Here is a 12510-nt window from a genome sequence, read left to right as displayed (position 1 = left end):
TCGGTCCCAGTCGACGGCGAGGAGTTGGGATGACGTTTTCCGGCGAGCTGTGGGACCGCGGTGGGGCGGCCATGTACGACCAGATCGTCCGGCATCCGTTCATCACCGGGCTGACCGACGGGACCCTCGACCACGATGCGTTCCGTTACTTCGTCGTCCAGGACAGCCACTACCTGCGGGCGTACTCGCGGGCGCTCAGCCTGGTTGCCGGACGCGCTCCGGACGACGACGCGGTGAGCATGTTCGCGCTGCACGCCGCCAACGCGATCGCGGTCGAGCGCTCGTTGCACACGTCGCTGCTGGAGTCTCTGGGGTTGACGGTGGCCGATGTCGACGCGGCCGGGTCCGGACCGACGACAACGGCGTACATGTCCTATCTGACCGCTGTCTGCGCCACAGGCACGTACGCCGAGGCTGTGGCCGCCGTACTGCCCTGCTACTGGATCTACCGCGACGTGGGCCGCGAGCTGCTGAAGCGGTCGTCGCCGGACCCGCTGTACCGGCAGTGGATCGCGACGTACGGCTCGGACGAGTTCGACGCGGTGGTGGAGTCGGTGCTCGCGGTCGCCGACGCACTGGACGTGAGCGCGTCCGAGCGGGAACGATGTCATCAGCACTTCGCCACGACGTGCCGCTATGAATGGATGTTCTGGGACGCCGCGTACCACAAGCTCGATTGGCCGGTGGGATGAAGGACTTCTACGACGTCGTGATCGTCGGCGGCGGGCACAACGGCCTCGTCGCCGCCACGTACCTGGCCCAATCCGGGCTGTCTACGCTCGTACTGGAGCAACAGGCCCACACCGGCGGCGCAGCGGTCAGCCAGCAGGTGTTCCCGGGTGTGGACGCGCGCCTGTCCCGGTACTCGTACCTGGTCAGCCTGCTGCCCGACAAGATCTCCGCCGACCTCGGTCTGTCCCTCGAGCTCCGCTCGCGCGCGGTGGCGTCGTACACGCCGGTACGCCGTTCTGGACGCGATCTGGGCCTGATGGTCGAGCGGCCGGAGGGGGCGGCGACCCGTGCGTCGTTCGAGGCCCTCACCGGCAGCGATGCCGACTACGCGGCGTGGACCTCCTTCTACGGCGCCGTCGGCTCCCTTGCCGCCGCCATCGCCCCCACACTGCTCGAACCCCTGCAGTCCGGCGCCGTACTGCGCTCACGTGTCGACTCGGCGCTCTGGGACGAGCTCATCGAACGACCTCTGGGCGAAACCATCGAACGACGCTTCGCCGACGACACCGTGCGCGGCGTGATCGCGACCGACTCGGTCATCGGCACGTTCGCGTCACTCCACGACGAGTCACTGATCCAGAACCGGTGCTTCCTGTACCACCTGATCGGCAACGGCACTGGTGAGTGGCGGGTGCCCGTTGGCGGCATGGGCGCTGTCACGGACGCCCTGGCTGCTGCAGCCCGCCGCGCCGGCGCCGCATTGGTCACCAACGCCGAGGTGACGTCTGTGGAGGCCGACGGTGTGCGCGGGTCTGTCACCTGGATGGGTGGCGACGGCGAGCGGTCAGTTGACTGTTCCTACGTCCTCGCGAACGTCGCACCGGCGACGCTGGATGCTCTCCGTGGTCGCCATGTCGAGGTGCGGCCTGAGGGGTCGCAGCTGAAGATCAACCTGCTGCTGCGCCGGCTGCCTTTGTTGAAGTCCGGCGACGATCCGGCGCGGGCCTTCGCCGGGACCTTCCACATCGACGAGGACTACAGCCAGTTGGAGTCTGCCTATTCTGAGGCGGCTGCCGGCGGGCTGCCCGCCGTACCTCCCTCAGAGGTCTACTGTCACTCCCTCACCGACCCGTCGATCCTCTCGCCGGCATTGGTTGCCTCCGGCCACCACACGCTGACCGTCTTCGGTGTCCACTTCCCCGCCCGGCTGTTTGCCGACGACAACGACGCAGCCCGGGACCTGGCGACCCGCCGGGTGCTGGCCGGCCTGGAGTCCTACCTCGCCGAGCCACTGGAGGACTGCATCGCCCGCGACGCGGACGGCAACCTGTGTGTCGAGGCCAAGACGCCGTACGACATCGAGGAATCCGTCGGCATGCCCGGCGGCCACATCTTCCACGGCGACCTCCAATGGCCCTGGGCCACCGACGACGCCGACGCCGGCCGCTGGGGCACCGAGACCGACGTCGCCAACCTCCTGATCTGCGGCTCCGGAGCCCGCCGCGGCGGCGCCGTCTCCGGCCTCGGCGGCCACAACGCCGCCATGACCATCCTGACCGCCTAACCGATTTCGCATCTCCCCCGCCCCCCTGCTACGATCCTCATCGTTCGAAAGCACCACAAGCGCCGCTAGCTCAATTGGCAGAGCAGCTGACTCTTAATCAGCGGGTTCGGGGTTCGAGTCCCTGGCGGCGCACAAAAGCCCAGGTCACCAAGGTGTCCTGGGCTTCGTTGTGTCCGCTACGTCCCCTTTACGTCCCTCTTTGCCGCGGATCGCCCACAAGCTGCCCCGTGTCGCCCGACCTCATGTAGTCCTGTCGGTCGATCGCGCCAGCACTCCCACATCCACATGATCGTGACTGTGCGTCACATCACACCGCTTCCCATCGTTGCCGTTCTTCGCGATCCATCGGTCCGGCCAGCGTTGAGCAGCCAACCATCACGCCGGTTGGAGGCTTGATATGTCGAGGCCACCGTTGCCCGTCGGGACGTGGGGAAGCATCTCCACTCGAGTCGAGAGGACTGATGCCAAGAGCAAGCCTGTCCGCTACCTGTCGAAGGCAAACTTCCGCGACCACGACGGACGCGTCCGCGACGTGACCGCGTTTGGCAAGACAAAGACGGCAGCCGAGCGTGCCCTGCTGAAGAAGCTCCAGGACCGCGCCAAGACCAACCAGTCCGGCGAGCTGACCGCGATGCACAAGATCGATCACCTCCTCGACCTCTGGGAGAAGCGCTTCGAGGGCCTTATCGCCGACGGCAAACGCTCCCCGACATCGCTGGACACCTACCGCCGAGCCATCAAGAACCACATCCGCCCCGCACTCGGCGAACTCCGCGTCGGCGAAGCCACCACCCCACGCATCGACACAGTCCTCACGAAGATCAAAACCACCGCCGGCGCCCCCACCGCCAAGACCTGCCGCGCCATCATCTCCGGCGCCATGAAACTCGCCGTCCGCTACGGCGCGACCGCCGTCAACCCCGTCCGCGAAGTCGACTCCATCGAAGCCCAACCCAAGAACCCACCCCGAGCCCTCACCACCGAAGAAGTCACCCTCCTGCGCAAAGGCCTCGCCGCCGACGACCGCGCCGCCCAAGCCGACCTCCCCGACCTGGTCACCTTCATGCTCTCCACCGGCGTACGCATCGGCGAAGCCGTCGCCGTCCTCTGGTGCGAAGTCGACCTCGAAGCCGGCACCGTCGAGATCACCCACACCATTGCCCGCCTCAAAGGTGAAGGCCTGATCCGCAAGACCACCAAGTCAAGGGCCGGCCAACGCGTCCTGCATCTCCCGAACTGGGCCGTCGCCATGCTCCGCACCCGTCAGACCGCCGGCATCCGGCTCGACGAACCGATCTTCGCCGACGTCCTCGGCGGCTACCGCGACCCCTCCAACACCCGCCGCGCCCTCCGCACCGCTCTGTCCCCCGTCGGCAACACCGCCCGCCGCGACCTAGGCCTCAGCCTCCGAGCCATCCGCCGCCAAACCGGCTTGACTCGCAAGCAAGTCGCCGACCACTTCAGCTGGCCCCAATCCAGACTCGAGCTCATCGAGACGGGCCGCGTCAGAGTCGACCGCCAAATGATCGCCACCCTCGTCGCGACCTATTCCATCCGCCTCGAGGATCACCACCGGCTCCTCGCCCAAGTCCACGACGCCACCCAGCCAGCCGAGTCCGACAAACTCGCCTGGATCCGATCCCATGCCCTCCGCAAAACCACCGCCACCGCCCTCGACCAAGCCGGCCACACCGCCCGTCAAATCGCCGACCAACTAGGCCAAGCCAAAGTCTCCATCACCCAAGACATCTACCTAGCCCGCCAAGCCGCCAACCCAGCCGCCGCCCAAGCCCTCGAACACGCCTTCGACGATCCAGAACTCCTGTGAACGGCGGAAGGCACGTGGTCGGGCAAAGATGTTCCAGTTCTACGCCGAGGACCACGTCCGCTTCACCGGCGAACGGGACGTGACGAAAGTCCGGGAGCTCAACCCCGACCTGGAGTCCTTCGCGACATGGCTCGAGAAGCACCGCGACGAGCTCAAAGCCTCGCAAAACTGACGAATCCGCACTCTTCCGCGGCGGCCTGAGCCGTGCACTCAGGCCGCCGTACATCTGTCCGATCTGCACTCATCGATTCGCGTCAGTGACCGGCATTTCGCAGCGCCTCACGGAGCAGTGACGGAGCAGAGTGCCTTGCTCGGCCGGTTCACGGAGCGCCCCTCCGACGACGAATCCAACACGTTCGGCGTCTGGGACAGCGCGGTGAACGGATGGCGCGCAACAGGCATCACCAACGAGCCGAAGGCCCGCGAACTGGCCTCAGACCTCGACATCCAGTACCGCGCCCATGGCCCACGCCCGGCTGACGCGATCCGGCACGTCCACCCCTCCCAGGAGATCCAGCGCGCCGCCTGGTCCACCGGCGAGCTCGACGTCTGGATCCGCGACAAGCGAAGCGGTCTGGCGGTCTGGCGGACCCACCTACAGGCCGGACTCTGTCTCGCCTTGTGCATCCCCGTACGAGGAGATGAGCAGGGACATCGCCGGCCCCGGACCGGAACCACCACCTCTCGCCGTACCGGTCATCGCCAAGGCGCCCGGCGCTGTAATCGCCTGCCTGATGCTCGCCGCCGCACGCAGCGGCAAACCGATGCCCAGGTCTACTCGTGGCTGACCAGCGTCAACTCCACCGAGCCCGAGGGACGGCTGCGCGATTCCGCCAAAAGCACCGGTGATTCCGACGACATCACCATGGCCGAGGGCTCGAAGCGATCCGCTTCGCCCGGAACGGCTGCGCGCGACGTGTTCGGTACCGCGCAGCAAATGGCCAGCTGCCTCGGATCCAGCAGGGTCCCGGCCTGGATCAACCCCGCGGCCGGAGTGCAACCAACATCAATTCGTACGCCGCGCCGGCCCCCTCTACAGCCCGTCCCGCGAGGGCGCCGCCAGCGCCGGCCGCTGGTGACCGCGCTCACCGCGGCGTCGTCAAAGCCGCCGAGGACTACGCCACCACCTGCCCCGGCGGCCGGCTCCCCGTGCCGATGATCGGCGTCCTCGACGAAGCCGCGAACGTCTGCCGCTGGAAAGACCTCCCCGACCTTTACTCGCACTACGGGTCGCGTGAGATCGTGCTCACCACGATCCTGCAGTCCTGGGCCCACGGCTCGGAGCCTGGGGCGACCGTGGCATGGAGAAGCTCTGGTCCGTAGATCTACGTCAGGGCGTACCGGCCCATCACGCCGGCGCAGGCCTGGTGTCACGAGTGGTGAAACACGGCGAAGCCGTCAGCGTCTTGTCCGGGCTGCGGCGCGCCTGGGAAGTGCTGCGCCTCGAGCTCCGGCACCGGCATGAGCGTTGGTGGCGCGACCACTGCTACCCGCACATGAACAGCCTGATGAACCCCCAAGGAACTTTCAGCAAGTGCACCCGCGACGGCCACCACCACAACGGCAACGCCTCGAACCGTCGCCCTGGGCCTCCGGCCGAGCTGTACGAGCCCCTGTCGTACGGCGGCTGACGGCGACTTTGCTCAATCTCTGAGCACACGCTGCTCGGCAACATGACGGGTTGCGAGGAGTCCATCGACCGTCTTGTAGCCCGGCCGAGTCATATCGATCACGCCTGTGTCAGGCAGGCCAGAGTCGATGATGACGCTGTCGCCGCAGTCGCCGCAGTCGCCGCTGTCGCCGCTGTCGGCGGCCAACTTGACGCCTGCGAACAGATCTGAGCCGTCGCTATCAGCACTGGCCTCGCGGATTCCCTGAATAATCTGCTCGACAGCTGCCGATTTGGTCTGCTGCTTGCCGGTGTTGCTTTTGATGCCGGCGGGCGAAATGCACGTGCTTCACGATCTTCGGCGACCCGTCTACTGCCCGATGGTCATCCAAGCCTTTCGATACGTGGACTGTAGCATAATTGGCGAGAACCTCGTCTCGCAGGCCGGCCACGGCTCGGATCACACCATGATTCAGAGGTTGCTCTCGGTCGTCGGAACGTCGTCTGGCAGTGCGGCAGCAGGCCCCGCTGCTGAGCCGACGGTCGCGTCACAATCGAGCCCGAGAGTGTAGGCGGCCATCGAGATCGAGCCGGCGGCATGTCCGTCGACAAGGAGATCGAACGGCTCATCGTCGGCGAGCCCGGCCGCGTAGAGCAGAGGCAGGAAGTGGTCTGGCGTCGGAACCGCCTGGGCGAAGTCAGGATGAGCATCCAGAGCCGCGACCTCCGAGGGGGAGCCCTCGAGCAGCTCGCGCGCGGCTTCGTCGAAACGCAACGCCCAGTCGTATCCCGAGTCCGGCTTGCGGTAATCGACGGCGCGCAGATTGTGGACGATGTTGCCACTGCCGAGGATGAGAACGCCCTCGTCACGCAGCGGGCTCAGCTTACGGCCGAGTTCGAGGTGATGGTCGAAGTCCTTGAACGCGTTGAGAGACAGCTGGACGACCGGGATCGAGGCGTCCGGGAAGGCGTGGAGCAGTACCGACCATGTGCCGTGGTCGATTCCCCAGCTGTCGATGTCCTGTCCGACCCAGCGGGGCTTGCAGACGTCCGCCACGAGTTCCGCGACCTCTGGCGCCCCAGGCGCCGGGTACTGCACATCGAACAACTCCTGCGGGAATCCGTAGAAGTCGTGGATGGTCCGAGGCCGGGGCATCGCGGTCACTGCCGTCGCATTGGTGTACCAGTGCGCGGAGATGACCAGGATCGCGCGGGGCCGCGGCACCGATGCGCCGAAGATCCGCCAGGCCTCGGTATAGCGGTTCGTCTGGAGCGCGTTCATCGGGTTGCCGTGGCCGAGGAAAGCAACGGGCATGCGGGTCTTGTCCACGGTCATCTCCCGATTCGAGTCCAGCCCGACATTACGCCGCGCGGCCATACGTCCGCACCACACAGGAGAGCGTCGAGCCGGCCGAGAACAGATGCCCGATGTTTTTCACTACGCATTGGGTATCGAAAAGCACCGCTGAGATCCCACTGGGCCTCGTTTTCGGCCACGTCGCGGGACGGGATGTTGCACCGGGACAGGAGACCCCTTGAGCGCTTCCGGGCGACGAGCCTGCTGGCTGCGGGACCGGCGTGTCAGGGCGGCAACTGCGCTACCCAGGTCAGTGTCGGCCACGACCACTCGTTGGCTATGGCCGACGTGTGTTCGGCATGTCAGTATGCAGACGAGATGAGCAGTTCGCCACCACCGCAGGTACCCGCAGACCTCGACACCGGCGCCCCAAGGCCCTCGGAAAGCCCGGCGCCGGAGCCGCGGGAGCCCGCGGCCCCGGACATCGTCGAAATTTGGGGACTCGACTCCTTCCCAGCCAGTGATCCTCCGGCGAACTGGTGAGTCTTCGACATTGAGCGGCGCGCGAGATCGTCGATGGCCACCTCCAGTCACGAGAACCAGGCGTCGACCACAGCCACCCTCGCGGTTGTTTACCAGCCACCCGAGCGTCGCCGGACTCAGCCCCGGCCATATAGGCCCCCAGGACAAGCGTTCAGGGCGAGACGGTTCAAGCCCGGCTGATCCGGTCGACATCGATTGACAGCATGCTTGCGGCTCTCCGATTCGACAGGATGATGGCCTCGAGACTCTCCAGAAATGCCGAGTCGACCGAGCCGTTCGACGAGGCAAGGAGGTACTGCAGGCTCTTTGAGTTTTCGGAAAGGATGTCGATCACCTGCTGTGCGACGACTGCCCAGTGTCCGCCTTCCTGCCGAGCTCGCGCCGCGTATTCGAGGATCCGACGCATGACGGCCGGTTCGCGGTCGACCATGCTCTGCACCGAACCCTGGACGGATCGATGGAGTTCAAAGATCTCCGGCCTTGCAGCCTCATCCATACCGGCCGTAGCCGCCAGCGACTTCGCCGGGCCGTTGACCGCAGCAACGTTTCCTGCCAGATCGTACGAGAACAGGGCAACTCCGGCAGAGTCCGCGAAGTCACTAGCGGCCGCTGTATAAGGGCTGAGAGAGTAGAAGATCGCGCACTGCCGGTCGTAAGCTGCACCACGCAACTGCTCAACCGCCGGCGCTCCCACCGGTGCCTGCGCGTAGTACTTGACCTGGGCAACCGCCTGAGCGGAACGGACGTCGATACCACCGTCGTTGCCTGCTCCGGTGACAGCCGCGTCGGCGAAGCCGAGGCTCTTCATATGCCAGGCTGCCAGACGTTCCGCCTCTTCCCACGTGTCGACGACGACTCGAGCCTGCATCGCAACCTGCGGCCGAAGCTGCCAGAATTGCCAGCCGACGGGCGGCGGACCCCATGTGGGATCCGGTTGCCAAGTCTCTCCCGGAGCCCAACCGTCAGGCGCCGACGGCCAGTTCGGTGGCGCTACCCAGGTCCATTTCTGTGCCTCTTCCACGCGACCCCTCCCCAGACAACTCCTGGTCGCCGATCATGGCACCCACCGCCGACAGCGGCTCACCAGAGACGAGGACAACCTCTCGGACTGCGACCTCCTCGGCATGGTGGCACTGGGCGCAGTAGCGAAGATGCGGCATGATTCGAAGACGTTGCAGACCGATCGGCGCTTCGCAGATCTCGCAATGGCCGTACACGCCGGTGTCGATCCGATTCAAGGCGGCCTCGCTGTCAGTCAGTACCTTCATCGCAGCAGCAGTGAGCTGGGCCTGAACCTCGATCCGCGCACTCGTGCACTCCGTTTGTGCCTGCCTAGGCCATGCGGAGAGCTCACGCAATTGGTTCCGGCGGAAGATGCGGTGTTCGCGCAGCCTCAGCTTGAGTCGGGCAAGTTCGTCTGCGGACAACATCTGTCTGTCCCGGACAGCCCTCTGACCGGCCGCCACAGCACCTCCAACCTCGATCACGGAAGCCATCGATCAGCCCTCCGCCTGGCTGCGGTTTCCGTCCGTCGCTCTGGCGACCGGCGGGATGATCACGATGGGAACGGTGGCCTCGTGAGCGACCTGCTGACTGACCGACCCGAGCAGCAGCCCGGCGAAGCCGCCTCGTCCGCGCAAACCGACCACGAGGAGCGAGCTCTCCCGTGCCGCTTCGATCAGAGCTGGTGCGGCGGAGCCTTGCACAACGACTTGTTGAACCTGACCTACGATTTCAGTGACGTTTGCCGCGGCCACACTGTCGGTCAGCGTCCGCCATGCTGCCTCCTCCAACGCGGCGGTATCGGCCAGCACCGGCGCATACGGGGACATCAGGACAGCAGCTGGTTGCTGCCAGGTGTGTACGACGAGCAGGTCAGCGCCACGCAGTTTGGCCTCAGCTGCCGCCCATTCCAGGGCTTGTTGTGCAGACTCGCTGCCGTCGACACCGACGACGATCTTCTCCATCTCTGTCTCTCCTCTGGTGATGTACGCGCGCATCGAGCGCGTCCTGGGGTACGGCGTAGGTCGTCAGCGACGACCCGCGCTCATGGCGGACTCAGGCTCCGGCGCGTCGCCGGCAGTGCCCGCCGAACCGGAGTCAGTCGCCGGCTTGGGCAAGGCCGCCTGCTTGATCCGGTGGGCGCGCACAGCGAGTCGGACGGTGATGATCACCACCGTCACCCCAAGCAGCATCAGGAGAATCGCCTCAATTCCACCTGTCACGGTTACCACTCCTCTTCGGGTTGTCGCTCCAACATTCATCGCTACACTGACTGTAGCGTAATTGACTGCAGATCTATTCCCGGCAGACTGGACTCATGCCCCACACCACACACGGACGAGGCCGCCCCCGGCTCGAGTCGACCGACGAGCGCATCTTCGAGGCGGCTCACGAGTTGCTTCGCCAGAAAGGCCCGGCCGCGGTGAACATCGACTCGGTCGCACATCGATCCGGCGTTGCGCGTACGACGATCTACCGGCGCTATCGCAGCCGGCGCGAGCTCCTGACCGCGCTCATGGAGCGGCTTGTCGAACCTGCTCCGCCGGCCCCTGACCTCCCGGTCCGAGAGAAGCTGCGCTGGGTTCTCGACCGGATCTGCGACATCTTGCAAAATCGGCTCGGCCCGGGTGCGACGGCGGCCGTCATAAGCGACAGTGATCCTGAATTCACCACTGCCGTACGCGCGCGACTTGCCACTCGTCTGAGTTCGCTCATCGATCTGATGAATGCCGACATCGAATCGGGCCGGCTCTCCCCCGACATCGATCCCGACACCGTTCTCGGAATCCTCGTCGGCGCGTACCTCGCAGAGGTCCTCAGATTCGGGAGTCCGCGTGAAGGGTGGACCGACCGCGCCATCGACTTCCTGACGCCTGCGGTGACGTCGCACCTGTCGCGCAGCTGACGGGACGAGCGGCTCATTTGCCTGTCCCATGGATCAGCCTGTCCCAATCGATCGGAGAACGGCCCGCACCGTGTCGCCGAGAACGAACGGGCTGGGGTCTCCCGCGGCTCTCGCGCCGGAGGCCAGCCAGACCGCGATGCCGCGACGATTTCGGCGCTCGAGCTCGTCGAGGCAGGCCTGTCGTTGTGCGACGATCCGCAAGCGCTGCGCCAGTGAGGTGGACCGTTGCAGCGCAGAGAAACTGGCCCGCCATGCCAGGCACAAGTCGTAGTCGCTCAGTTCGGAAGCGTCGGTCCGGACAGGTGCTGGTGGCTCCGATTCGGCGTTTGCGCCGGGCTCCAGGACAGACTCCGACAAGGTTCCGGTACGGTCTGCGGCAACACCCTGGCGGTGCGGCATTTGCAGGTAGTCGTGTTGCCTGAGCCAGCGGACGCAGAACCGGATGACTCGAGGCGATCCGCCGACCGCAAAGGTCACGAGAACCACCGCTGTCGGGGCGCCCAGAAGGGTCCCCAAGCCGATCAATGCCACGCAGCCACCGCCGCTGAGAGCCGAACTCGCTGCCACCGCTCGTCGCTGGCAGCGCGGGAGTCGTGGGTTGTCACCTTCGGGCGTCAGGACGAGCCAGGTGAGAAAACCGCCGACGACGGCCGCCATCACCAGCGCGGCGATCACCGCACCGAGCGACAACGTGAACGCAGCCATCGCGCCTACCGCACCGAGCAGCCCGCACAACAGCAGCCAGACGACACGACACACCCTCCCCACAGGTGCACGACGCACCTCCTAGTAGCGTGTCGCTGCTTAGTTCTGGGGGTGTGGTTGGGAGGTTTGGGTCCGGCAGATCTTCCTTCCCCTCTGCCAGACAGGACTGTTGTCGTGCCTTCGCTGATGAAGCGTCCGGTGGTGTTGACCGAGGCGGATCGTGACTGGCTGGTTCGGGTGACCACGACGGGTGTGCATCCGGCCGCGGTGATCAGGCGGGCGCGGGTGCTGCTCGCGCTGGATACCTCGGTGGGCGAGGTCGATACCCAGGAGGTGCTCGCGGCCCGGGTCGGTGTCTCGGCCGAGATGCTGCGGCTGGTCGCCAAGCGGTTCGCTGAGACCGGCGGGGATGTGGACGCCACGATCTCGCGCAAGCAGCGTGAGCATCCGCCGGTGCCCTCGCCGGTGACCGGCGAGGTCGAGGCGAGGCTGATCGCGCTGGCGTGCTCGCAGCCACCGCAGGGCTATGCCCGGTGGTCGCTGCGGTTGCTGGAAAGGCATGTCGCGCTGGTCGAGGACATTCCGGACCTGGATCACTCCACGATCGGGCGGGTGTTAAAAAAACGAGGCTGCGTCCTCATCTGAAGAAGTGCTGGACCATCCCACCCACGGCGAACGCGCAGTTCGCTGCCGCGATGGAAGACGTTCTCGCGGTCTACGCCCGCCGCTTCGACCCGGCGCGTCCGGTGGTGTGCATGGACGAGAAGCCCTACCAGCTGCTGGGTCACGCCCGCGACCCGATCCCCGCCGCACCGGGACAGGACCTGAAGGAAGACAGCGAGTACGTCCGCCGCGGCACCTGCTCGATCTTCTGCTGGGTCGAGCCGCTGGCCGGCTGGCGGCGCGTCGACGCCCAGCCACAGCGAACCAGGACCGACTGGGCCCACCAGACCGAACGGCTACTCACCCTCGACTACCCCGACGCCGAGAAGGTGGTGCTGGTGATGGACAACCTCAACACCCACACCATCGGATCGCTCTATGAGGCGTTCGATCCGGCCAAGGCGTTCGCGTTGGCGCAGCGCCTCGAGATCCACCACACCCCCAAACACGGCTCCTGGCTCAACATCGCCGAGATCGAACTGTCCGCGCTCACCCGCCAATGTCTCGACCGCCGGCTCGACGACCTCACCCTCCTGAACACCGAACTCGCCGCCTGGCAACAAGCCACCAACACCACCCAGCGTCAGGTCGACTGGCAATTCACCACCCACGACGCACGCACCAAACTCCGCCACCTATACCCAAACAATTAGCTGCGACGATCTACTAGCAGTACTCCGTCATACCGTTGGTCACGTCCAACCTTGCCGCGCTGCGGCGA

At 66.0% G+C, this 12510-nt stretch carries 16 protein-coding genes and 1 tRNA gene; 11 read left to right on the top strand and 6 right to left on the bottom strand.

Annotated elements, in window-relative coordinates; genetic code table 11:
- Positions 1 to 29 precede the first annotated feature (29 nt).
- The 8 genes from tenA (at position 30) to OG558_RS24625 (ending at position 5695) form a co-directional block, all read left to right on the top strand.
- Positions 30 to 692: a thiaminase II gene (gene tenA, locus OG558_RS24660; protein WP_405065135.1), complete on the top strand. Its 663-nt coding sequence runs from the start codon at positions 30 to 32 to the stop codon at positions 690 to 692.
- Positions 689 to 2236, top strand: a complete 1548-nt coding sequence (locus OG558_RS24655; protein WP_405065134.1) for a phytoene desaturase family protein — start codon at positions 689 to 691, stop codon at positions 2234 to 2236. Before tenA ends, OG558_RS24655 begins: the two co-directional genes overlap by 4 nt.
- 59 nt (positions 2237 to 2295) lie before the next feature.
- A tRNA-Lys gene (locus tag OG558_RS24650) sits at positions 2296 to 2368 on the top strand.
- 265 nt (positions 2369 to 2633) lie between these two features.
- Positions 2634 to 4064 (top strand): helix-turn-helix domain-containing protein, encoded by a 1431-nt coding sequence (locus OG558_RS24645; protein ID WP_405065133.1) that lies wholly within the window; start codon positions 2634 to 2636, stop codon positions 4062 to 4064.
- A 28-nt stretch (positions 4065 to 4092) separates the two neighbouring features.
- Positions 4093 to 4236 carry a hypothetical protein gene (locus tag OG558_RS24640; RefSeq protein ID WP_405065132.1) on the top strand — a complete coding sequence of 48 codons (144 nt, stop codon included), beginning with the start codon at positions 4093 to 4095 and terminating at the stop codon, positions 4234 to 4236.
- Positions 4237 to 4353: 117 nt separating this feature from the next.
- Positions 4354 to 5223, top strand: coding sequence for a hypothetical protein (locus OG558_RS24635; protein ID WP_405065131.1), 870 nt, complete (start codon positions 4354 to 4356; stop codon positions 5221 to 5223).
- A complete protein-coding gene (locus OG558_RS24630) occupies positions 5220 to 5387 on the top strand; it encodes a TraM recognition domain-containing protein (RefSeq protein ID WP_405065130.1) in 168 nt (55 codons plus the stop codon). Before OG558_RS24635 ends, OG558_RS24630 begins: the two co-directional genes overlap by 4 nt.
- Positions 5366 to 5695 carry a DUF4913 domain-containing protein gene (locus tag OG558_RS24625; protein WP_405065129.1) on the top strand — a complete coding sequence of 110 codons (330 nt, stop codon included), beginning with the start codon at positions 5366 to 5368 and terminating at the stop codon, positions 5693 to 5695. The genes OG558_RS24630 and OG558_RS24625 overlap by 22 nt, the downstream gene beginning before the upstream one ends.
- A gap of 450 nt (positions 5696 to 6145) precedes the next feature.
- Here OG558_RS24625 and ygiD read toward each other — a convergent pair whose 3' ends face one another.
- The 5 genes from ygiD to OG558_RS24600 all read right to left on the bottom strand — a co-directional run bounded on the left by ygiD (position 6146) and on the right by OG558_RS24600 (position 9738).
- Positions 6146 to 7051 carry a 4,5-DOPA dioxygenase extradiol gene (gene ygiD / locus OG558_RS24620; protein ID WP_405065128.1) on the bottom strand — a complete coding sequence of 302 codons (906 nt, stop codon included), beginning with the start codon at positions 7049 to 7051 and terminating at the stop codon, positions 6146 to 6148.
- 628 nt (positions 7052 to 7679) lie between these two features.
- Positions 7680 to 8381 carry a restriction endonuclease gene (locus tag OG558_RS24615; RefSeq protein ID WP_405065127.1) on the bottom strand — a complete coding sequence of 234 codons (702 nt, stop codon included), beginning with the start codon at positions 8379 to 8381 and terminating at the stop codon, positions 7680 to 7682.
- Between the two features lie 94 nt (positions 8382 to 8475).
- A complete protein-coding gene (locus tag OG558_RS24610) occupies positions 8476 to 9009 on the bottom strand; it encodes a TraR/DksA family transcriptional regulator (RefSeq protein WP_405065126.1) in 534 nt (177 codons plus the stop codon).
- A 3-nt stretch (positions 9010 to 9012) separates the two neighbouring features.
- Positions 9013 to 9480, bottom strand: a complete 468-nt coding sequence (locus tag OG558_RS24605) for a universal stress protein (protein ID WP_405065125.1) — start codon at positions 9478 to 9480, stop codon at positions 9013 to 9015.
- 63 nt (positions 9481 to 9543) lie between these two features.
- Positions 9544 to 9738 carry a hypothetical protein gene (locus OG558_RS24600; RefSeq protein ID WP_405065124.1) on the bottom strand — a complete coding sequence of 65 codons (195 nt, stop codon included), beginning with the start codon at positions 9736 to 9738 and terminating at the stop codon, positions 9544 to 9546.
- A gap of 95 nt (positions 9739 to 9833) precedes the next feature.
- On the opposite strand from OG558_RS24600, the gene OG558_RS24595 reads away from it, so the two are divergent.
- Positions 9834 to 10421: a TetR/AcrR family transcriptional regulator gene (locus OG558_RS24595; RefSeq protein ID WP_405065123.1), complete on the top strand. Its 588-nt coding sequence runs from the start codon at positions 9834 to 9836 to the stop codon at positions 10419 to 10421.
- Between the two features lie 33 nt (positions 10422 to 10454).
- Here the strand turns inward: OG558_RS24595 and OG558_RS24590 are convergent, their stop codons facing one another.
- Positions 10455 to 11126, bottom strand: a complete 672-nt coding sequence (locus OG558_RS24590; RefSeq protein WP_405065122.1) for a hypothetical protein — start codon at positions 11124 to 11126, stop codon at positions 10455 to 10457.
- 186 nt (positions 11127 to 11312) lie between these two features.
- Here OG558_RS24590 and OG558_RS24585 point away from each other — a divergent pair, with 186 nt between their 5' ends.
- Both OG558_RS24585 and OG558_RS24580 read left to right on the top strand, forming a co-directional pair.
- Positions 11313 to 11771 (top strand): helix-turn-helix domain-containing protein, encoded by a 459-nt coding sequence (locus OG558_RS24585; protein ID WP_405064857.1) that lies wholly within the window; start codon positions 11313 to 11315, stop codon positions 11769 to 11771.
- Positions 11660 to 12442 (top strand): IS630 family transposase, encoded by a 783-nt coding sequence (locus OG558_RS24580; protein WP_405065121.1) that lies wholly within the window; start codon positions 11660 to 11662, stop codon positions 12440 to 12442. Before OG558_RS24585 ends, OG558_RS24580 begins: the two co-directional genes overlap by 112 nt.
- Positions 12443 to 12510 lie beyond the last annotated feature (68 nt).

Source organism: Kribbella sp. NBC_01510, assembly GCF_045040325.1.
Lineage (GTDB): Bacteria > Actinomycetota > Actinomycetes > Propionibacteriales > Kribbellaceae > Kribbella.
This window is presented reverse-complemented; position numbering and strand designations above follow the sequence as displayed.